This window comes from Streptomyces sp. WAC 01529 (assembly GCF_003945545.1).
Lineage (GTDB): Bacteria > Actinomycetota > Actinomycetes > Streptomycetales > Streptomycetaceae > Streptomyces > Streptomyces anatolicus.
This window is the reverse complement of record NZ_CP029617.1, coordinates 2,087,848-2,106,565: the sequence shown is the minus strand read 5'-3', so window position 1 is coordinate 2,106,565 and position 18,718 is coordinate 2,087,848. Positions and strand designations below refer to the sequence as shown.

Annotated in this window: 18 protein-coding genes; 12 read left to right on the top strand and 6 right to left on the bottom strand. The window is 72.5% G+C overall.

What is annotated here, in order from left to right; genetic code table 11:
• Positions 1-41: 41 nt before the first annotated feature.
• Positions 42-1,244, top strand: coding sequence for a hypothetical protein (locus tag DMA15_RS09540; protein WP_240659728.1), 1,203 nt, complete (start codon positions 42-44; stop codon positions 1,242-1,244).
• On the opposite strand, the gene DMA15_RS09535 is transcribed toward DMA15_RS09540, so the two are convergent.
• Positions 1,201-2,448 carry a glycosyltransferase family 87 protein gene (locus DMA15_RS09535; protein ID WP_125512345.1) on the bottom strand — a complete coding sequence of 416 codons (1,248 nt, stop codon included), beginning with the start codon at positions 2,446-2,448 and terminating at the stop codon, positions 1,201-1,203. The genes DMA15_RS09540 and DMA15_RS09535 overlap by 44 nt on opposite strands.
• 142 nt (positions 2,449-2,590) lie before the next feature.
• Here DMA15_RS09535 and DMA15_RS09530 point away from each other — a divergent pair, with 142 nt between their 5' ends.
• Positions 2,591-3,733 (top strand): glycosyltransferase family 4 protein, encoded by a 1,143-nt coding sequence (locus DMA15_RS09530; protein WP_125512344.1) that lies wholly within the window; start codon positions 2,591-2,593, stop codon positions 3,731-3,733.
• A 221-nt stretch (positions 3,734-3,954) separates the two neighbouring features.
• On the opposite strand, the gene DMA15_RS09525 is transcribed toward DMA15_RS09530, so the two are convergent.
• The gene (locus DMA15_RS09525) at positions 3,955-5,751 is read right to left on the bottom strand and encodes an AMP-dependent synthetase/ligase (RefSeq protein WP_125512343.1); all 1,797 of its coding nucleotides are present in this window, start codon (positions 5,749-5,751) and stop codon (positions 3,955-3,957) included.
• Positions 5,752-6,049: 298 nt separating this feature from the next.
• Between DMA15_RS09525 and DMA15_RS09520 the strand changes: the two genes are divergently transcribed.
• The 6 genes from DMA15_RS09520 (at position 6,050) to DMA15_RS09495 (ending at position 11,166) form a co-directional block, all read left to right on the top strand.
• Positions 6,050-6,820, top strand: a complete 771-nt coding sequence (locus tag DMA15_RS09520) for a metallophosphoesterase (RefSeq protein ID WP_125512342.1) — start codon at positions 6,050-6,052, stop codon at positions 6,818-6,820.
• A 76-nt stretch (positions 6,821-6,896) separates the two neighbouring features.
• A complete protein-coding gene (locus DMA15_RS09515) occupies positions 6,897-7,337 on the top strand; it encodes an SRPBCC family protein (protein WP_125512341.1) in 441 nt (146 codons plus the stop codon).
• Positions 7,338-7,536: 199 nt separating this feature from the next.
• Positions 7,537-8,697 (top strand): ArsA-related P-loop ATPase, encoded by a 1,161-nt coding sequence (locus tag DMA15_RS09510; protein ID WP_125512340.1) that lies wholly within the window; start codon positions 7,537-7,539, stop codon positions 8,695-8,697.
• A gap of 34 nt (positions 8,698-8,731) precedes the next feature.
• A complete protein-coding gene (locus DMA15_RS09505; RefSeq protein WP_164551716.1) occupies positions 8,732-9,253 on the top strand; it encodes a DUF5304 domain-containing protein in 522 nt (173 codons plus the stop codon).
• A 52-nt stretch (positions 9,254-9,305) separates the two neighbouring features.
• The gene (locus DMA15_RS09500) at positions 9,306-10,259 is read left to right on the top strand and encodes an ROK family glucokinase (RefSeq protein ID WP_125512339.1); all 954 of its coding nucleotides are present in this window, start codon (positions 9,306-9,308) and stop codon (positions 10,257-10,259) included.
• A 142-nt stretch (positions 10,260-10,401) separates the two neighbouring features.
• Complete coding sequence (locus DMA15_RS09495; protein ID WP_125512338.1) at positions 10,402-11,166, top strand: endonuclease/exonuclease/phosphatase family protein; 765 nt, start codon at positions 10,402-10,404, stop codon at positions 11,164-11,166.
• Between the two features lie 3 nt (positions 11,167-11,169).
• Here DMA15_RS09495 and DMA15_RS09490 read toward each other — a convergent pair whose 3' ends face one another.
• The 4 genes from DMA15_RS09490 to DMA15_RS09475 form a co-directional block, all read right to left on the bottom strand.
• Entirely contained in the window at positions 11,170-12,132 is a 963-nt protein-coding gene (locus DMA15_RS09490; protein ID WP_125512337.1) for a CU044_5270 family protein, read from the bottom strand.
• Positions 12,116-12,745, bottom strand: a complete 630-nt coding sequence (locus tag DMA15_RS09485; RefSeq protein ID WP_125512336.1) for an RNA polymerase sigma factor — start codon at positions 12,743-12,745, stop codon at positions 12,116-12,118. The genes DMA15_RS09490 and DMA15_RS09485 overlap by 17 nt, the downstream gene beginning before the upstream one ends.
• 207 nt (positions 12,746-12,952) lie before the next feature.
• Entirely contained in the window at positions 12,953-13,516 is a 564-nt protein-coding gene (locus DMA15_RS09480) for a hypothetical protein (RefSeq protein ID WP_240660186.1), read from the bottom strand.
• Positions 13,517-13,655: 139 nt separating this feature from the next.
• Complete coding sequence (locus DMA15_RS09475; protein ID WP_125512334.1) at positions 13,656-14,435, bottom strand: alpha/beta fold hydrolase; 780 nt, start codon at positions 14,433-14,435, stop codon at positions 13,656-13,658.
• A gap of 199 nt (positions 14,436-14,634) precedes the next feature.
• Here DMA15_RS09475 and DMA15_RS09470 point away from each other — a divergent pair, with 199 nt between their 5' ends.
• From DMA15_RS09470 to DMA15_RS09455, 4 genes are all read left to right on the top strand, one after another.
• A complete protein-coding gene (locus DMA15_RS09470) occupies positions 14,635-15,399 on the top strand; it encodes a lysophospholipid acyltransferase family protein (RefSeq protein WP_240659727.1) in 765 nt (254 codons plus the stop codon).
• 74 nt (positions 15,400-15,473) lie between these two features.
• Positions 15,474-16,718 carry a DUF5931 domain-containing protein gene (locus tag DMA15_RS09465; RefSeq protein ID WP_125512333.1) on the top strand — a complete coding sequence of 415 codons (1,245 nt, stop codon included), beginning with the start codon at positions 15,474-15,476 and terminating at the stop codon, positions 16,716-16,718.
• Complete coding sequence (locus DMA15_RS09460) at positions 16,715-17,467, top strand: response regulator transcription factor (RefSeq protein ID WP_206302696.1); 753 nt, start codon at positions 16,715-16,717, stop codon at positions 17,465-17,467. Before DMA15_RS09465 ends, DMA15_RS09460 begins: the two co-directional genes overlap by 4 nt.
• 158 nt (positions 17,468-17,625) lie before the next feature.
• Positions 17,626-18,663 (top strand): 6-phosphofructokinase, encoded by a 1,038-nt coding sequence (locus DMA15_RS09455; RefSeq protein WP_125512332.1) that lies wholly within the window; start codon positions 17,626-17,628, stop codon positions 18,661-18,663.
• The last annotated feature ends 55 nt before the right edge of the window (positions 18,664-18,718 follow it).

The following is an 18,718-nucleotide window of genomic DNA, read 5'->3' as shown; positions in this document are numbered from 1 at the left end:
CGGCGGCCGGTTCACCACCGCCCCGTACGATCGGGCGGGTGGTGGCTGGTCACAGACGTGGGTCGTGGGTGGTGGCGCTGTGCGTCGCGCTCTGCCTCGCCGTGCTCGCCGGATGCGGCGCCGACCCGGTCCCGGACTCCGCCGCGGGCGAGGTGCGCAGACTCCTGGAGCGCCGGGCACACGCCGTCCTCGACGGGGACGAGAAGGCGTACGCGCGCACCGAGCGGCCCGCGCCCGGTGCGGCCGACCTCTTCGCGCACGTCCGCGGCATCCCGCTGGACGCCTGGGAGTACCGCCTCAACCGCCTGGAGCGCTCCGGCTCCCGGGCCACGGCGAGCGCCGAAATCCGCTACCGCGTCGAGGGCCACGACCGCGCCCCGCTCGTCGCCGAACGCACGCTCTCGCTGGCACGGCACGGCGGGCAGTGGTACGTCACCTCCGAGCGGCCCGCGAAGAAGGCGGGCGAGCAGCTGTGGGACCAGGGAAGGGTGCGGGCGGTGCGGGGCGCCACCAGCCTCGTCCTCGGCGTCGGGCGGAGCGCGCGGGAACTGCGCGGCTACCGCGAGCTGGCCGACCGGGCGGTGCCCGCGGTGCGGGCGGCCTGGCCGGGGAAGTGGCCGCGGAAGGTCGTCGTCATCGTCCCCCGCTCCCTGAAGGGCATGGCGGGCCTCCTCGGGGCGCCCGCCTCCGGGTACCGGGGGATAGCGGCGGTCACCACGGGCGAGGCGGGCGGCTCGGGGCGGGCCCCGGCGGACCGGATCATCGTCAACCCCGAGGCGTACGGCGTCCTCGGCGACTTCGGCAAGCAGGTCGTCCTGACCCACGAGACGGCCCACGTGGCGACCCGCACGCAGACGTCACCGGCCACCCCGCTCTGGCTCTCCGAGGGCTTCGCGGACTGGGTGGGCTACCGCGGCACGGGGCGCACCGCGCCGCAGGCCGCCCCCGAGCTGCGGCGGGCGGTGCGCGGCGGACAGCTGCCGGACGCGCTCCCGGGAGACGCGGACTTCGGCTTCGGCCGGGACGCCGGGCGGCTCGCCGCGTCGTACGAGGGCGCGTGGCTGGCCTGCCGGATGATCGCGGAGCGGTGGGGCGAGCGGAAGCTGACGGACTTCTACCGGGCCGTCGGCGACCACGGGAAGCGGGCGGGCGCGGTGCGGGACGCGCTGCACGACGTCCTGGACACCACGCCCGAGGAGTTCACGGCGCGCTGGCGTACGTATCTGCGCTCGGAGCTTGGCTGACCTGCTCCGGCACCGGCTGCCGCGCCCGCCCGCGCGGCTCGGACACGGTCTGCCGCCACAGGTTGCGGCACGCCAGCAGGGCCGCCGCGACCAGCAGGCCATTGCGTACGACCAAGAGCGCGACGCCGAGCGGGTCGCTGGCCACCACGTGCGAGAACCACACCGGGAACTCCAGGAACGTCACGAACGTGGCCGCGAGGACCAGCCGGGCCGGCACCTCCATGCGGCTCGTGCGGAACGCCAGGCAGACGGCGGCGACGCCGACGAGCCACAGCATGTACTGAGGGCTGATCACGCGGCTGGTGGCGGTGAAGAGCAGCACGGCCACGAACGCCGCGTCCGCGAGCGTGCTCGCCGACCAGGCCCGCGCGCGCAGCCGCCACACAAGGAGCCAGCAGAAGGCGGCCGCGGACAGCGCCTGCGCCGCCGTGCTCACCAGTGGGACGTACGGGCCGAGGAACTCCACCGAGCCGTAGTTGAGCCGCACCTCGCCCCGCCAGCCGAGGTGGCGCCCCACGTGGAAGACGAGGGCGCCGAGGGACTCCACCTCCGTGCCGCGGTCGCGCTGGAAGGTGAGGAACGCGAGCGCGCCCGGCATCGCCACGAGGAACGCCAGCGTCGCGCCGAGGGCCGCGCACGCGGCCGCCGTCCAGGACCGCTGGGTGGCCCGCCCGCGCGGGACCCCGACGAGCAGCAGCACCGGCCACACCTTGAGCAGCGCCCCGAACCCGGCGAGCGCCCCCATCGTGCGCGGATGCCGGGCCCCGGCGAGCAGCGCGGCGACCGCGACGGCGGTCACCATCACGTCGTAGCGCGCGTACACGGTCGGGCCGAGCAGGGGCACGCCCGCCACCCACACCCACAGGCCGCGCAGCGACTTGCCGGGCCGCCGCCCCGTGTACAGGAGCAGCCCGCAGACCGCCGCGTCGGCGAGGAGGGCGAGGACGAAGAAGGCGGAGGCGTACCCGAGGAAGGGCAGCAGGGCGGGGGAGAGGACGGCGAGGGCGGCGGCGGGCGGGTACTGCCAGGTGACGTCGTCGAGCGGGAAGGTGCCGGTGCGCAGGATCTCGTACCAGCCCTGGTAGATGACGGAGACGTCGCTGGTGACATCCGGGCCGGGGGCGGTCAGCACACGGAAGACGCAGAGCAGCAGGAGGGCCCTGGTCAGGACCCAGACGGCCAGGATGCGCGCCATGTACGCCATGTGCTTGTCGCCCCTTTTTGCGTACTTCATTGTGATTCGGGGAGTCATGATGCCGGGCCGGGGCGGGCGCGGACGAAGAGGCGGGGCCGATCGGTGCGGCCGGGCGCTTCCGGCACCGGCGCCTTCGGTACTGTCGGGCGCGATGCACAAGACCCTGATCGTCACGAACGACTTCCCGCCCAGGCCCGGTGGCATCCAGGCGTTCCTGCACAACATGGCGCTGCGCCTGGACCCCGCCGAGCTCGTCGTCTACGCCTCCACCTGGAAGCGCGGCCGCGAGGGCGCCGAGGCCACCGCGGCCTTCGACGCCGAGCAGCCCTTCAAGGTCGTACGCGACCCCACGACGATGCTCCTGCCGACCCCGCGCGTCACGCGCCGCGCGGCCTCGCTCCTGCGCGAACACGGCTGTACGTCGGTGTGGTTCGGGGCGGCGGCCCCGCTCGGACTCATGGCGCCCGCGCTGCGCAAGGCGGGGGCGAGGCGGCTCGTCGCCACGACGCACGGGCACGAGGCCGGGTGGGCCCAGCTGCCCGCCTCACGTCAACTGCTGCGCAGGATCGGCGAGTCGACGGACACGATCACCTATCTCGGGGAGTACACGCGCTCGCGGATCGCCGCCGCGCTGACGCCCGCGGCGGCCGGGCGGATGGTGCAACTCCCGCCCGGCGTCGACGAGAAGACCTTCCACCCCGGCTCCGGCGGGGACGTGGTGCGGGCGCGGCTCGGGCTGACCGACCGGCCCGTGGTGGTGTGCGTCTCGCGGCTGGTGCCGCGCAAGGGACAGGACACGCTGATCCTCGCCATGCCGAGGATTCTCTCCGCGGAGCCGGAGGCGGTGCTTCTGATCGTCGGGGGCGGGCCGTACGAGAACGACCTGCGCAAGCTCGCCGCCGAGACCGGCGTCGCCGACTCCGTCCGCTTCACCGGGGCGGTGCCGTGGTCGGAGCTGCCCGCGCACTACGGCGCGGGCGACGTCTTCGCCATGCCGTGCCGGACGCGGCGCGGGGGCCTGGACGTGGAAGGCCTCGGCATCGTCTACCTGGAGGCGTCGGCGACGGGCCTTCCCGTGGTCGCCGGCGACTCCGGCGGGGCGCCGGACGCGGTGCTCGACGGGGAGACGGGCTGGGTGGTCCGGGGCGGCGCCCCCGAGGAGGCGGCGGAGAGGATCACCGCGCTGCTCGCGGATGCGGAGCTGCGGGCCCGCATGGGCGGGCGGGGGCGCCTCTGGGTCGAGGAGAAATGGCGCTGGGACCTCCTGGCGGAGAGGCTCCGGGAACTCTTGTAGCGCCTACGGGGCTGCGGCCTGAGGCCGTCGGGCGTCCGACGGCCGTCGTCGCTTGCTCGCGCAGTTCCCCGCGCCCCTGAAGCAGGGGCTCCGCCCCGCTTCCCATAAAAGCGGGCGCAGCCCGGCTTTTAGGGGCGCGGGGAACTGCGCGAGCAACCACGACGAGACCGAGAGCCGCGAACCGGGAGGACCCCCCACGGCGAGTGGGCGCCCCGCCCACGCTACCCGCGGTAAATCGCCTCGATCTCGTCCGCATAATCCTTGGCCACCACATTCCGCTTCAGCTTCAGCGACGGCGTCAGATGCCCCGACTCCTCCGTGAACTGGGAGCTGAGGACCCGGAACTTCCGTACGGACTCCGCCTTGGAGACCGCCGCGTTGCCGTCGTCCACCGCGCTCTGGATCGCCGCGAGCAGATCCGCGTCGTCACGCAGGGAGGACGCCGTCGACCCGGCGGGCTTGCCGTGCTCGGCGGCCCAGCGGCCCAGGAACTCGTCGTCGACCGTGACGAGCGCCCCCACGAAGGGGCGGCCGTCGCCGACGACCATGCACTCGGCGACCAGCGCGTGCGCGCGGATGCGGTCCTCGATGACGGCCGGGGCGACGTTCTTGCCGCCCGCCGTGACGATGATCTCCTTCTTGCGGCCGGTGATCCGCAGATAGCCGTCCTCGTCGAGCGTGCCGATGTCACCGGTGTGGAACCAGCCGTCGGCGAGGGCCTCTTCGGTGGCGCCCTCGTTGTTCCAGTACCGCGAGAACAGGTGCTCGCCGTGGAGCAGGACCTCACCGTCGTCGGCGATGCGCACGACGGAGCCCGGCAGCGGCTGCCCGACCGTGCCGATCTTCTGGCGGTCCCAGGGGTTGAAGGCGGTGGCCGCGCAGGACTCCGTCAGGCCGTAGCCCTCCAGGACCGTGAAGCCGATGCCGCGGAAGAAGTGGCCGAGGCGCTCGCCGAGCGGGGCGCCGCCGGAGATCGCGTACTCGCCGCGGCCGCCGAGTACCGCCCGCAGCTTGCTGTAGACCAACTTGTCGAAGACCTTGTACTTGATCTTCAGGCCGAGGGACGGCCCCGAGACCGTGTCGAGCGCGCAGCTGTACGCGATCGCCGTGTCCGCCGCCTTGTCGAAGATCTTGCCCTTGCCCTCGGCCTGCGCCTTGGCGCGCGCCGCGTTGTAGACCTTCTCGAAGACGCGCGGGACGCCCAGGATCATGGTCGGGCGGAAGGAGGCGAGTTCGTCCGTGAGGTGCTTGATGTCCGGCGCGTGGCCCAGCTTGATCGGCGCCATCAGCGCGGCGACCTCGACCAGGCGCCCGAAGACGTGCGCGACGGGCAGGAAGAGCAGGACCGAGCACTCGCCCGTACGGAAGAGGGGCTTGAGGCGCTCCACCACATTGCCGCACTCCGCGAAGAAGCTGCGGTGGGTCAGCACGCAGCCCTTGGGGCGGCCCGTGGTGCCCGAGGTGTAGACGATGGTGGCCGGGTCGTCGGCGCCGACGGCCGCGCAGCGCTCGTCGACGGTCCGGTCAGTGACCTCGGCGCCCGCGCGGTTCAGCTCCTCGACGGCGCCCTTGTCGATCTGCCAGATGTGCGCGAGGGCGGGCAGCCGGTCGCGTACGGACTCCACGGTGGCGGCGTGCGCGTCCAGTTCGACGACGCAGGCGACGGCACCGGAGTCACCGAGGATCCACTGGATCTGCTCGGCCGAACTCGTCTCGTACACCGGCACGGTCACCGCGCCCGCGCTCCAGATGGCGAAGTCGAGGAGCGTCCATTCGTAGCGCGTACGGGACATCAGGCCGACGCGGTCGCCGGGCCGCACACCGGCGGCGATCAGGCCCTTGGCGGTGGCGCGCACCTCCGCGAGGAAGGTCCTGGCGTCAACGTCCTGCCAGCTGCCGTCGACCTTGCGGCCGATGACGGCGACATCCGGGTGCTGCGCGGCATTTCTACGGACGATGTCGGTCAGATTGCCGTCCGCAGGGACCTCGTACAGGGCCGGAAGGCTGAACTCGCGCAAGACTGCTGCTCCTACATAGGGCGCCGGCGCCACGACGTTGTGTGCTGCGACGGTGCGGTCCAAGATCGGGCAGGTGCTCAGTCGAGTGGGGGGCTGAGCACTACTGGACTGCCCGGACGTTACCCATCGGTATGGCTTGTTCGGTAGGGGGGCGGCCCCAGATGTTCGGTGCGTCACACGTCGCCGTTGGTCTGAACCGCAGAGTACGCCACCGCCTTTACGACTCGGAAGTAACCGCAGGTCCGGCCGCCGGCCCGGGCCCTACCGTCCGTCAGGCGCCCGTCCTAGGGTGATCGGTATGCCAGCTTTCCGGGTCAATGTGGTCAGTGACGTGCACGGCAACGCGGCGGATCTCGCCCGCGCGAAAGACGGCGCCGACGCGCTCGTCTGCCTCGGTGACCTCGTACTCTTCCTCGACTACGCCGACCACTCGCGCGGCATCTTCCCCGACCTCTTCGGCGCGCGGAACGCGACCCGGCTGGTGGAGCTGCGCACCGCCCGCCGCTTCGAGGAGGCCAGGGAGTTCGGCAGGCGGCTGTGGGCGGGAGTGGACCGGGGCCCGGCGATCGAGAGCGCGGTCCGCAAGCAGTACGCGCAACTCTTCGCGGCCTTTCCCACCCCCACGTACGCCACCTATGGAAATGTCGACATCCCGGCTCTGTGGCCTGAATACGCCGGCCCCGGCACCACCGTCCTCGACGGCCAGCGCGTCGAGATCGGCGGCCGCGTCTTCGGCTTCGTCGGCGGCGGCCTGCGCACCCCCATGCGTACGCCGTACGAGATCAGCGACGAGGAGTACGCGGCCAAGATCGAGGCGGTCGGCGAGGTCGACGTCCTGTGCACCCACATCCCGCCGGACGTCCCCGAACTCCTCTACGACACCGTGGCCCGCCGCTTCGAACGCGGCAGCCGCGCCCTGCTCGACGCGATCCGCGCCACCCGCCCCAAGTACGCGCTCTTCGGCCACGTCCACCAGCCCCTGGTCCGGCGCATGCGCGTCGGCGCGACGGAGTGCGTGAACGTGGGCCACTTCGCCGGGTCGGGCAGGCCCTGGGCCCTGGAGTGGTGACCTCGTGGCGCGCGGTAGCCTTCACGCGGTAGACGTCCCGTACCGGACCCGGACCGCATCTGGAGGAGCCACAGCGATGGCGGAACACACCAGCTCGAGCATCATGATCGAGGCGGCCCCGGCCGAGGTCATGGGAGTGATCGCCGACTTCGCCCGCTACCCGGACTGGACGGGCGAGGTGAAGGAGGCCGAGGTGCTCGCCACCGACGAGCAGGGCCGCGCCAAGCAGGTCCGCCTCGTCATGGACGCGGGCGCGATCAAGGACGACCAGACCCTCGGCTACACCTGGACCGGGCAGAACGAGGTCAGCTGGACCCTCGTCAAGTCCCAGATGCTGCGCTCCCTGGACGGCTCGTACCTCCTGAAGCCCGCGGGCACCGGCACCGAGGTCACCTACCGGCTGACCGTCGACGTCAAGATCCCCATGCTCGGCATGATCAAGCGCAAGGCCGAGAAGGTCATCATCGACCGCGCACTCGCGGGCCTGAAGAAGCGGGTCGAGTCCAAAGAGGCCTGAGGGGTCCGAGGGGCCTGGGGAGGGCTGAGGGGCCGAGGGACAAGCGGGAAAGCGGGGCGGAGCCCCTGCTTTCAGGGGCGCGGGGAACTGCGCGAGCAACCCACAACCACCGTCAGCCGCCAGACAACCCCACCCCCACGGCGAGCAGGCGGACCCGCACCCCAGGCCCGCGCCCCGCGCTGACGTACCGTTCACCCTTATGCGCACCCTCCTCGTCACCGGCCCCGGCGGCGCCGGACGAACCACCGCGGCCGCGGGCACCGCGCTCGCCGCCGCCCGCGCGGGCCACCGGACGCTGGTGATCAGCGCCGACCGCACCGACACCCTGGGCGCGGTGCTCGGCGACCTGGACGCGCACCCCGGACTCACCGCGCGGCGCCTCGCGCCCGCCGACCGCTTCCGGGACGACCTGCTCGCCTTGCAGGAACGTGCCGCCTCCGCACTCGACCTGCTCGGTGCCGAGCGGCTCGACGGCGAGGAGCTGACCCCGCTGCCCGGCAGCGGCGAGCTGGCCCTGCTGCGCGCCCTGCGCGACGCCGCCCGAGAGGGCGCCCACGACACCGTGGTCGTCGACCTGCCGCCCGCCCCCGAAGCCCTCGCCGTCCTCGCCCTGCCCGAGCAGCTGCGCCGCTATCTGCGCAGGCTCCTGCCGCCCGAACGGCAGGCCGCCCGCGCCCTGCGCCCCATGCTCGGGCGCCTCGCGGGCGTCCCGATGCCCGCCGCCTGGCTGTACGAGAGCGCCGCCCGCCTGGAGGGCGAGCTGGCCGCCGCCCAGGCCGTCATCGAGGCACCCGAGACCACCGTGCGCCTGGTCGCCGAGCCGGGCCCCGCGGGCGCCGACGCCCTCGCCTCCGCCGCCACCGGCCTCGCCCTGCAAGGCCTGCGCACTGACCTCCTGCTCGCCAACCGCGTCCTGCCCGACGCGTCCGCGGACACCTGGTCGGCGGCGCTCCTCGCGCAGCAGCGCAAGACGCTGGACGAGTGGGAGACGGCGTACGAGCCCGTCCGAACGGTCCGCCACCTCGGCCACGATCCGCGTGGCGCCGACGACCTCGCCGCCCTCGGCCTGCCCGCCCCGAGCCCCGCCCCGGCGCCCGTCGAGTGGCCCGTCACCGAGGCGTCCGCCGACGAGGAGGACCATGCCTACATCTGGCACATACCGCTCCCCGGCGCCGTACGTGAGCAGCTCGGCCTGGTCCGGCGGGGCGACGAACTCGTCGTCACCGCCGGAGCCTTCCGCCGCATCGTCCCCCTGCCGTCCGCGCTGCGCCGCTGCTCCGTCGCGGGGGCCGGGCTGCGCGAGGGCGAGCTGCGGGTGCGGTTCACGCCGGACCCGCGGCTGTGGCCCGACGGACGGTGAACGGGATACCGCCATTCGGGTAACGTCGAGTGGTATGAGCGATGCATCCGAGCGTAAAGCTCCGCACGTCGAAGCCGCAGCCGCAGCCGCTGCCGAAGCTGACGCCGACGCGTGGGAGAAGGCGTGCGCCGAGGATCTCGCGGCGGAGCAGGCCCGCCGCCGCGCCGAGTACGGGCCGCAGCCCGGCTCCGCGGCCGAGGAGCTGCGCAAGCTCGTCGACGCCGTCTCCGACAAGCTCTCCGGCCTCCAGTCGCCGCTGCTCGGCGCGGTCGGCCAGGGCGTCGTCGAGCAGACCGTGAAGCAGGTCGTCCAGCAGGCGAAGGCCGTGGTCGAGCCGGTCATCGAGCGCAACCCCGACGTCTTCGACCACCTGGCGGCGGCCGGTTCCGAACTGCTCGCCGCCTACCGTTCGGCGGTCGAGAAGCAGGAGAGCCGCTGGACCCGCGGCGGCGCGGCGGGCGGCGACACGTCGGGCGGCGCGGCGGGCGGCGACGCCAAGGGCACCGATCGCCGGGACGAGGGGCCCGCGACCGGGGAACACATCGATCTCGACTGACCCCCCTCGGGTACGGTGGGCCGTAGCGGGGCTCGATCGAACTGAGGGATTCATGGGACTCACCATCGGCGTCGACATCGGCGGCACCAAGATCGCGGCCGGAGTGGTCGACGAGGACGGCAACATCCTCTCGACCTTCAAGGTGCCCACCCCTGGTACTTCCGAGGCCATCGTCGACGCGATCGCCTCCGCCGTGGAAGGCGCGCGGGCCGGACACGAGATCGTCGGCGTCGGCATCGGCGCCGCCGGCTACGTCAACCGCCAGCGCTCCACGGTCTACTTCGCGCCGAACATCGACTGGCGGCAGGAGCCGCTGAAGGACGAGGTCGAAAGGCGCGTCGGGCTGCCGGTCGTCGTGGAGAACGACGCCAACGCGGCCGCGTGGGGCGAGTACAAGTTCGGCGGCGGCAAGGGCCACCGCAACGTCATCTGCATCACGCTCGGCACCGGCCTCGGCGGCGGCATCATCATCGGCAACAAGCTGCGCCGCGGCCACTTCGGCGTGGCCGCCGAGTTCGGCCACATCCGGATGGTCCCGGACGGCCTGCTCTGCGGCTGCGGCAGCCAGGGCTGCTGGGAGCAGTACGCCTCCGGCCGCGCCCTCGTGCGGTACGCGCGCCAGCGGGCCAACGCCACCCCCGAGAACGCCGAGTACCTCCTCTCGCTCGGTGACGGCACCCCCGAGGGCATCGAGGGCAAGCACATCTCGATGGCCGCCCGGCAGGGTGACGCCGTCGCCATCGACTCCTACCGCGAGCTGGCCCGCTGGGCGGGCGCGGGCCTCGCCGACCTGGCGTCCCTCTTCGACCCGTCCGCGTTCATCGTCGGCGGCGGCCTCTCGGACGAGGGCGAGCTGGTCCTCGACCCGATCCGCAAGTCCTTCAAGCGCTGGCTCGTCGGTGCCGCCTGGCGCCCCGAGGCCCAGGTCATCGCCGCCCAGCTGGGCAACAAGGCGGGGCTTGTCGGCGCGGCGGACCTGGCTCGGGAGCCTGATCCGGTCATGTGACCCTGCGCCGGAGTGCCGTTGGCCGCGCCACGGGTGCCGTCGATCGCGCTGCGCGCTCGTCCTCAAACGCCGGACGGGCTGGATCTCCCCAGCCCGTCCGGCGTTCGCTGTCTCTGTCCCGCGTTCGCGTATCTTGATCGCCATGCCGACGAGTTCGACCTCCTCGCTCCCCAACTCGCGCACCGAATCCGACGGTTCCGCCGTCATCCGGGTGCTCAGCTACAACATCCGTTCGATGCGGGACGACACCGACGCGCTCGCCCGGGTCATCGCCGCCTGCGCCCCCGACCTCGTCCTGATCCAGGAGGCGCCGCGGTTCTTCCGCTGGCGCAAGAAGCTGGCCCGCCTCGCGCGCGCGGCCGACCTCGTGATCCTCTCCGGCGGCGGCACCGCGTCGGGCCCGGCGCTGCTCTGCTCGCTCCGGGCGACCGTCGAGCACACCGAGGACGTCCTGCTGCCCCTCACCCCGGGGCTGCACCGGCGCGGCTTCGCGACCGCGGTCGTCCGCTTCGGGGGCGCCCGACTCGGCGTCCTGAGCTGCCACTTGAGCCTGCAGACCGACGAGCGGTACGCGCAGGGCGGAATGCTGCTCGACCGGCTCGCCGGGATGGGCGTGGAGCACGCGGTCGCGGGCGGCGACCTCAACGAGCGGCCGCAGGGGCGTACGTTCCGCAGGCTCGCGGAGGGGCTCCAGGACTGCTGGACGGCCAAGCCCTGGGGCGGCGAGAACACCTCCACGCCCGCCGACCCGCACCAGCGCATCGACGCGATCTTCGCCACGCCCGGCATCGAAGTGCTCGGCTGCGGCGTGCCGTTGGACCTGCCCGGGGTCACCGGGGAAGACCTGAGGGCGGCCACGGACCATCTGCCCGTCCTGGCCGCCCTCAGGGTTCCCGCTACCCGGTGAGCCTCACGGGCGCTGCCTCACCTTGTCGACGATCGCCCACTCGACCGTGTGCGACAGCTGGACGTACGTCTTCTTCCCGTCGCGCGAGATCCGCTCGTCGCGGAAGCCCAGGAATTCATAGGACTTCGCGTCGAAGATGAGGTACCGGCCCTTGAACCGGCCGGGGTAGGCGATCCCCACACCGGTACGCCCGGCCGAGTCCTCGACCCCCTCGACCGTCTTGACGCCGGGCACGAGCGCCAGCCCCTCGTAGGCTGCGGCGCGCAGCCCTTCGGGCAGCACCGGCGCCTTCAGGAGCTCGCCCAGCAGGAAGTAGGCCTGCCACCGGTCGTCCTCGGTGAAGTCGCTGATCGACCCGTTGGAGGCGCCCGCGGAAACGATGGCCGGGACGAGCTTCTCGGGGTCGGTGGGCAGCTTCTTCAGCTCGTCCCACCTGCGGGGCGGCCACACGCTCTCGCCCTCGCCCAGGGGCTCCTCCCACATGATGTTGCCGAGCTCCATGGTCAATGAGCTCCGGGAGCCGTCCACCGAGTCCCACATCTCGTCGGTGTACGTCCTGACCTTGCCGGTCTTCCGTTCCGTCTCCCTGATGATCCGTTTGGAGTAGATGAACTGGTCGTCGCGAGGCACCACGGTCTGCCGCTCGTGCCTGCGCTCCCAGTCGGCCGCGCCGTTGAGCACCTTCGGCGCGGCGACGTTGGCCACGTTCGGGGAGTCGACGGCGGGCGGCTTGGCCTGTTGTCCTTCCCGCGCGCCGTCGACGGTGACCAGGACGGTCGCGGCCACCGCGGCCGCCACGAGGCCGGTGAGGGCGATACGCGGCACGCGCCGGCGCCCCGGCGGCCGTACCGCTGCGGGCTGTTCGTTCATCGCGGCGAAGAGCCGCACCCGCGCGCGGTGGCGGGTGTCGTCGTCGAGCGGGGGCGCCCCCGCCTCCCAGCGGCGCAGTTCATCGAGCTCGTTCATGGGCGTGTACCTCCTGGAAAGCTGTCGGATCGGATCCGCCCAGTGCTTCGCGCAGTGTTCTGCGGGCCCGGTGCAGCCGGGATCTGACGGTGCCGACGGGCACCCCCAGCGCGTGCGCCACCTCCTCGTAGCCGAGGTCGGCCCACGCCACGAGGAGCACCACGTCACGGTGGCGTGCGGGGAGCCGGGCCAGCGCCGCCGCCAGCTCCCCGCGCATCCTCTCGGCGCCCACGCGGGCGACCGCGCGGTCGGCGACCGGCTCCTCGTGCGGCACCGGCTCGGGCACCCGGGCGAGCGCCTTGAAGCGGCGGGCCTCGGCCCTGCGGTGCCGCCCGATGAGGTTGGTCGCGATGCCGAAGAGCCAGGGGCGGGCGTCGGCCCGCGCCAGGTCGTAGCGGTGGCGCTCCTTGAAGGCGGTGGTGAAGGTGTCCGCCATCAGATCCTCCGCCGCCTCGGGACCGAGCCGGCGCGCCGCGTACCGATGGACGGAGTCGGCGTGCCGGTCGAAGAGGGCGGCGAACTGCTCGGGCTCGTCCCGGGACCGCTCGATGGACCAGGCGTCGCTCTGCTCGCCCTGCCCCAGGGGAAGGGGGACGCCGGGGTCGACGGTCATCGGGGCTCCTTTCGTTCGTACGAACGCCTCGAAGGCTTGGGCTCGTGCGGGTGGTTCACCTCTCCTTCGCCGCTCGGCGGGATCGGGTTCCATTCCCGTGCCGCGGGCGGCTCCCTCGCCGTGTCCCGCGTGTCCCGGGCACGCCGAAGGCCCGCCCGGAGCGCTCCGGACGGGCCTTGAAGTGGGGCTGCGCGGCTGCGCGCGGGCTCAGACGACCGCGCCGCGCCCCGGATCGTCGTCCTCGTCCTCGTCCCCGCTGTGCATCCGCGTCACGAGCGTGGCGAAGCCGCCCAGGAAGCCGCCGATGCCGAGCGTCGTCAGCCACCACGTCATCTGCCAGCCGAGCAGCACGGCGAGCAGGATGAGCAGCGGGCCGCCGAGCACCGCGAGCCAGGCGAACTTGGCCGTCACGTCGGCCTCGGGCAGCGGCGGCGGCTCCGGCGGCACGAAGTGCCCCTCGTCGTCCGCGTCGAAGTCGTCCTCGGTGGGCTCAGGGGCGGTGTAGTCGCGGGGGCCGCCGACGCCGGGCGCGAAGGAGACGGAGCTGCCGAGCGGCTTGTCGCCGCCGGGTCCCGGGCCGGACTTGGCGTCGGGGGCGTCCTTCACGGGGCCGTCCTGCGCGGGGGCGGCGTCCGTCGGGCCGTTGGTCTCCGACTCCAGGAGGGCCAGGTCCTCGACCGACTTGAAGGGCTTCGCGCCGGGCGGGTCCGCGGGCTCCTCGCCGTACCCCGCGACGATCGCCTGCCAGGCGGCGTCCTCATCCAGCGGCAGCCCGCCGTCACGGGGCGCCCTGCTCTTCTCGAGGTTCTTCTCGGCGCTCTTCTCGGGGTTCTTCGCGGGGGCCCGCTCGGGCTCGCGGCTCTCGTCGTCGCGGCTCTCGTCGCGGCTCTCGTCGCGGTCCGCCTCGTGCTCAGCCACCGGTGGCCGTCCCTTCCTTGCCGACACTGGGGGCGAGCCGGCCGACGAAGGCGTAACTCTCCTCGAAAATCCGGTCCGCGTCATGGTCCAACGTCGCCACGTGGTAGCTCTGTTCCAGCAGGATCTCCGTGACGTCCCTGGACGAGACGCGGCTGAGGACGCGCGCCGAGTCGGCGGGCGGCACCACGTGGTCGCGCGGGCTGTGGAGCAGCAGCAACGGCTGGGTGACCTGCGGCAGTTCGCCGTCGACAAGGCGGAAGAAGATCCGCAGGGAGTACGCGGCGTGCAGCGGCACCCGGTCGTAGCCGATCTCCACCGAGCCGGGCTTGGCGATGTCGCTCGCGATGCCCTTCGTCGTCCGCACGAGGTGCCGGACGACCGGGAGCGCGTAGGGGGACAGGCCGTGCAGCTTGTTCGCCGGGTTGACCAGGACGATGCCGCTGATCGCGTCGCCGTGCTTGGCCGCGAGGCGCAGAGCGAGCGCGCCGCCCATGGAGAGCCCGAAGACGAAGACCCGCTCGCACCGCTCCAGCAGGCCCCGCAGCTCGCGCTCCACCTCCGCGTACCAGTCCTGCCAGCCGGTGACCTGCATGTCCTCCCAGCGGGTGCCGTGCCCGGGAAGGAGCGGCAGCGAGACGGTCAGGCCGCGCTCCGCCAGATACTCGGCCCAGGGGCGCAGCGACTGCGGGGATCCGGTGAAGCCGTGGCAGAGCAGGACGCCGACCTCGCCGCCTTCGTGGCGGTATGGCTCGGCTCCGGGGAGGACCGGCACCTTCGGTCTCCTTCGTGAGATGTGGCAAGGGGAGTCGTGACAGCTAGGGAGAACGTGACAGCTTGCGAGAAGTGGAGAGGAGTACTTCACCGTACGCGACCGGACTGACACCGACCAGGGTCGTCGGGCCCATTGGCCGTACCCCGGGTTAAGGTCTGATCCACAGAAACAGGAGGCACTCGGTTTGATCTACGGCGCAATGAAGGTTGCCATCGGAGGGCCGCTGAAGCTCGGCTTCAGGCCCTGGGTGGAGGGCCTTGAGAACGTCCCCGCCGAGGGCCCCGCGATTTTGGCGAGCAACCACCTCTCCTTCTCGGACTCCTTCTTCCTCCCCGCGGTCCTCGACCGCAAGGTCACCTTCATCGCCAAGGCGGAGTACTTCACCTCCCCCGGCGTGAAGGGCAAGCTGACCGCCGCCTTCTTCAAGGGCGTCGGCCAGCTCCCCGTGGACCGCTCCGGCGGCCGCGGCGCGGGCGAGGCGGCCATCAAGAGCGGCATCGAGGTCCTGGAGCGCGGCGAGCTGTTCGGCATCTACCCCGAGGGCACGCGCTCGCCCGACGGGCGCCTCTACCGCGGCAAACCGGGCGGCCTCGCGCGCGTGGCGCTCGCCACGGGAGCGCCGGTGCTCCCCGTGGCCATGATCGACACGGAGAAGATCCAGCCGCCCGGCAAGCTGATGCCGAAGCTGATGCGCCCCGGCATCCGCATCGGCAAGCCGCTCGACTTCCGCCGCTACCAGGGCATGGAGCAGGACCGCTTCGTGCTGCGGGCGCTGACCGACGAGGTCATGTACGAGATCATGAAGCTCTCCGGCCAGGAGTACGTCGACATGTACGCGACGGCCGCGAAGCGCCAGATCGCCGAGGCCGCCAAGGCCGCCAAGGCGATCGAGAAGGCGGCGGAGAAGGCGGCCGCCGAGAAGGCGGCCGCCAAGACGGGGGACAAGGAACGGTCGGGCGCCTAGCCGCGTCCGTTCAGGGGCGGGGGCAGGGACACGGCGGTGCGGGGCACGGCGGTCGGGACGCGGCGGTGGGGGACATGGCCAAGCGCGAGAGAGTCATGCGGATGTCGGTGGAGCAGCCGCTGTGGCGCGCGCTCACCGGCTACCGCGTCCTGACGATGCTGTACGCCATCGGGCTCTTCGCGACGGCGCACGAGAAGCTCGACCGCCCCTGGCTCGCCATCGCCTACTACGTGGTGCTCGCCGGGTGGACGCTCGGCACGCTGCCCCGCGTGGCGAACGCCGCGAGCTGCACCAAGCGGTTCCTCGTCATCGACCTGACCGTGGCCCTCACCGGCATCCTGCTCACCCCGTTCGCCGACTCGCATCAGCGGATCGTCGAGGGCGGTCCGACGCTGCCCTCCATATGGACCGCCGGCGCCGTCCTCGCCTACGCCATCAAGGGCGGCTGGCGCTGGGCGGCCTTCGCCTCCCTGCTGGTGGGTGTCGCCAACGTGGTGGAGCGCGGGGCGTTCAGCCGCGACACCGTCCACAACGTCCTGCTCGTCTGCATCGCCTCCATCGCCATCGGATACGTCGTCGAGGTGGCCCGCGCCTCCGAGCGCACCCTCGCCCGCGCCCTGGAGATCGAGGCGGCCACCCGCGAGCGCGAACGTCTCGCCCGCGACATCCACGACAGCGTCCTCCAGGTCCTCGCCATGGTGCAGCGGCGCGGCACCGCCATCGGCGGCGAGGCCGCGGAGCTGGGCAGGCTGGCGGGCGAGCAGGAGGTGGCGCTGCGCACCCTGGTCGCCGGGGGCCTGGTGCCCGCCTCGCGCGCCTCGGAGGACGCCTCGCAGGGCGCGCTCGTACGGGCGGTCGAGGAGCCGGACGAGGAGTACGGCACCGCCGCCGTGCCCCGCGATCTGCGCCCGCTCCTCGCCCCGCACGCCGGGTCGAGGGTGACGCTCTCCGAACCGGGGGCCCCGGTCCTCCTCCCGGCGCCCGCCGCGAGGGAGCTGGCGGCCGCTGTCGGTGCCGCGCTGGACAATGTCCGCAGACATGCCGGAGCGGACGCCCACGCCTGGATCCTGGTCGAGGACGAGCCGGACGGGGTGATCGTGACGGTCAGGGACGACGGCCCGGGCATCCCCGAGGGACGGCTCGCCGAGGCCGAGGGGGAGGGACGCCTGGGTGTCGCCCTGTCGATCAGGGGGCGGCTGCGGGAGATCGGGGGCACGGCCGAGCTGATCTCGGTGCCGGGCCAGGGCACGGAAGTGGAACTGAGAGTCCCGCGCGAAGCGGCGCGGGACGCACGGGGGAAGGCAGGAAAGAGACGATGAGCGAGCAGAGCCAGCTGGACCGGCAGGCGGATCCGCGGGAACCGGCCGCGGACACCGGCGGGGGAGCGGGCCCCGTCAAGGTCATGGTCGTCGACGACCACCCCATGTGGCGGGACGCCGTCGCCCGTGACCTCGCCGAGGCCGGCCTCGACGTGGTCGCCACCGCGGGGGACGGCGAGCAGGCCGTCCGGCGCGCGCAGGCCGCCGCCCCCGACGTCCTCGTCCTGGACCTGAACCTCCCGCTGAAGCCCGGCGTCCAGGTCTGCAAGGAGCTGGTCGCCGCCAACCCCGCGCTGCGCGTCCTCGTGCTCTCCGCGAGCGGCGAGCACGCCGACGTCCTGGAGGCGGTCAAGTCCGGCGCCACCGGCTATCTCCTGAAGTCGGCGTCGACGGAGGAGCTGATCGACGCCGTGCGCCGTACGGCCGTCGGCGACGCGGTCTTCACCCCCGGCCTCGCGGGCCTGGTCCTCGGCGAGTACCGCCGCCTGGCCACCGAGCCCGCCGCCGGCACCCCGGACGACCCGGGTGCCCCGCGCCTCACCGACCGCGAGACGGAGGTCCTGCGCCTGGTCGCCAAGGGCCTGAGCTACAAGCAGATCGCCGAGCGCCTCGTCATCTCCCACCGCACCGTGCAGAACCACGTCCAGAACACCTTGGGCAAGCTCCAACTGCACAACAGGGTGGAGCTGGTGCGGTACGCGATAGAGCGGGGCATCGACAAGGGTGACAAGGGTGACAAGGCTGACTAGGCCGACAAGGCCGACGACGCGTGACCCCTCGTAAGAGTGAACGCCCGTGATCAACTCCCCAGCGTGGCAGAGGAATTGACCGTCCGCCCCGTCCCTGAGTGACCTGGATCACCATTAGCGTGACTCGCGTCAGGTCACTGAGGCGAAGGGACTCTTCCATGGGGGCCAAGAAAATCGGCGTACTGACCGGCGGCGGCGACTGCCCCGGGCTCAACGCCGTCATCCGGGGCATCGTCCGCAAGGGCGTGCAGGAGTACGACTACGGCTTCGTCGGTTTCCGGGACGGCTGGCGCGGTCCGCTGGAGGGCGACACGGTCCCGCTCGACATCCCCGCGGTCCGCGGCATCCTGCCGCGCGGCGGCACGATCCTCGGCTCCTCGCGCACCAACCCGTTCAAGGCGGAGAACGGCGTGCGCCGCATCAAGGAGAACCTCGCCAAGTACGAGGTCGACTCCCTCATCGCGATCGGCGGCGAGGACACGCTCGGCGTCGCCGCTCGCCTCACCGACGAGTACGGCGTCCCGGTCGTGGGCGTCCCGAAGACCATCGACAACGACCTCTCCGCCACCGACTACACCTTCGGCTTCGACACGGCGGTCGGCATCGCGACCGAGGCGATCGACCGCCTGCACACCACCGCCGAGTCCCACATGCGCGTCCTGGTCGTCGAGGTCATGGGCCGTCACGCGGGCTGGATCGCCCTGCACTCGGGCCTCGCGGGCGGCGCGAACGTCATCCTCATCCCCGAGCAGCGCTTCGACGTCGAGCAGGTCTGCGCATGGGTGACCTCCCGCTTCAAGGCGTCGTACGCCCCGATCGTCGTCGTCGCGGAAGGGGCGATGCCCAAGGACGGCGAGATGGTCCTCAAGGACGGTACGCAGGACTCCTTCGGGCACGTCCGCCTCTCCGGGGTCGGCGAATGGCTCGCCAAGGAGATCGAGGGACGCACCGGCAAGGAGGCCCGCACCACGGTCCTCGGACACGTCCAGCGCGGCGGCACCCCGAGCGCCTTCGACCGCTGGCTCGCCACGCGCTTCGGCCTGCACGCGATCGAGGCGGTACGGGACGGCGACTTCGGCAAGATGGTCGCCCTCAAGGGCACGGACATCGTCCGCGTCCCGATCGCGGAGGCGACGGCGAAGCTGAAGACGGTGGACCCGGCGCTGTACACGGAGGTCGGTGTCTTCTTCGGCTGAGCAGAGCACCCCGCTAAGGAGCACCCCGCAGAGGAGCGCCCCAAAGGGGCGCGGG

Excerpts from the sequence above, each read along its gene's own strand:
- DMA15_RS09530 (WP_125512344.1), top strand. The coding sequence starts at position 2,591 with ATGCACAAGACCCTGATCGTCACGAACGACTTCCCGCCCAGGCCCGGT.
- DMA15_RS09490 (WP_125512337.1), bottom strand. The coding sequence starts at position 12,132 with ATGAACGAGCTCGATGAACTGCGCCGCTGGGAGGCGGGGGCGCCCCCG.
- DMA15_RS09515 (WP_125512341.1), top strand. The coding sequence starts at position 6,897 with ATGGCGGAACACACCAGCTCGAGCATCATGATCGAGGCGGCCCCGGCC.
- DMA15_RS09485 (WP_125512336.1), bottom strand. The coding sequence starts at position 12,745 with ATGACCGTCGACCCCGGCGTCCCCCTTCCCCTGGGGCAGGGCGAGCAG.
- DMA15_RS09510 (WP_125512340.1), top strand. The coding sequence starts at position 7,537 with ATGCGCACCCTCCTCGTCACCGGCCCCGGCGGCGCCGGACGAACCACC.
- DMA15_RS09500 (WP_125512339.1), top strand. The coding sequence starts at position 9,306 with ATGGGACTCACCATCGGCGTCGACATCGGCGGCACCAAGATCGCGGCC.
- DMA15_RS09465 (WP_125512333.1), top strand. The coding sequence starts at position 15,474 with ATGGCCAAGCGCGAGAGAGTCATGCGGATGTCGGTGGAGCAGCCGCTG.
- DMA15_RS09460 (WP_206302696.1), top strand. The coding sequence starts at position 16,715 with ATGAGCGAGCAGAGCCAGCTGGACCGGCAGGCGGATCCGCGGGAACCG.
- DMA15_RS09535 (WP_125512345.1), bottom strand. The coding sequence starts at position 2,448 with ATGGCGTACATGGCGCGCATCCTGGCCGTCTGGGTCCTGACCAGGGCC.
- DMA15_RS09505 (WP_164551716.1), top strand. The coding sequence starts at position 8,732 with ATGAGCGATGCATCCGAGCGTAAAGCTCCGCACGTCGAAGCCGCAGCC.
- DMA15_RS09455 (WP_125512332.1), top strand. The coding sequence starts at position 17,626 with ATGGGGGCCAAGAAAATCGGCGTACTGACCGGCGGCGGCGACTGCCCC.
- DMA15_RS09520 (WP_125512342.1), top strand. The coding sequence starts at position 6,050 with ATGCCAGCTTTCCGGGTCAATGTGGTCAGTGACGTGCACGGCAACGCG.
- DMA15_RS09495 (WP_125512338.1), top strand. The coding sequence starts at position 10,402 with ATGCCGACGAGTTCGACCTCCTCGCTCCCCAACTCGCGCACCGAATCC.
- DMA15_RS09470 (WP_240659727.1), top strand. The coding sequence starts at position 14,635 with ATGAAGGTTGCCATCGGAGGGCCGCTGAAGCTCGGCTTCAGGCCCTGG.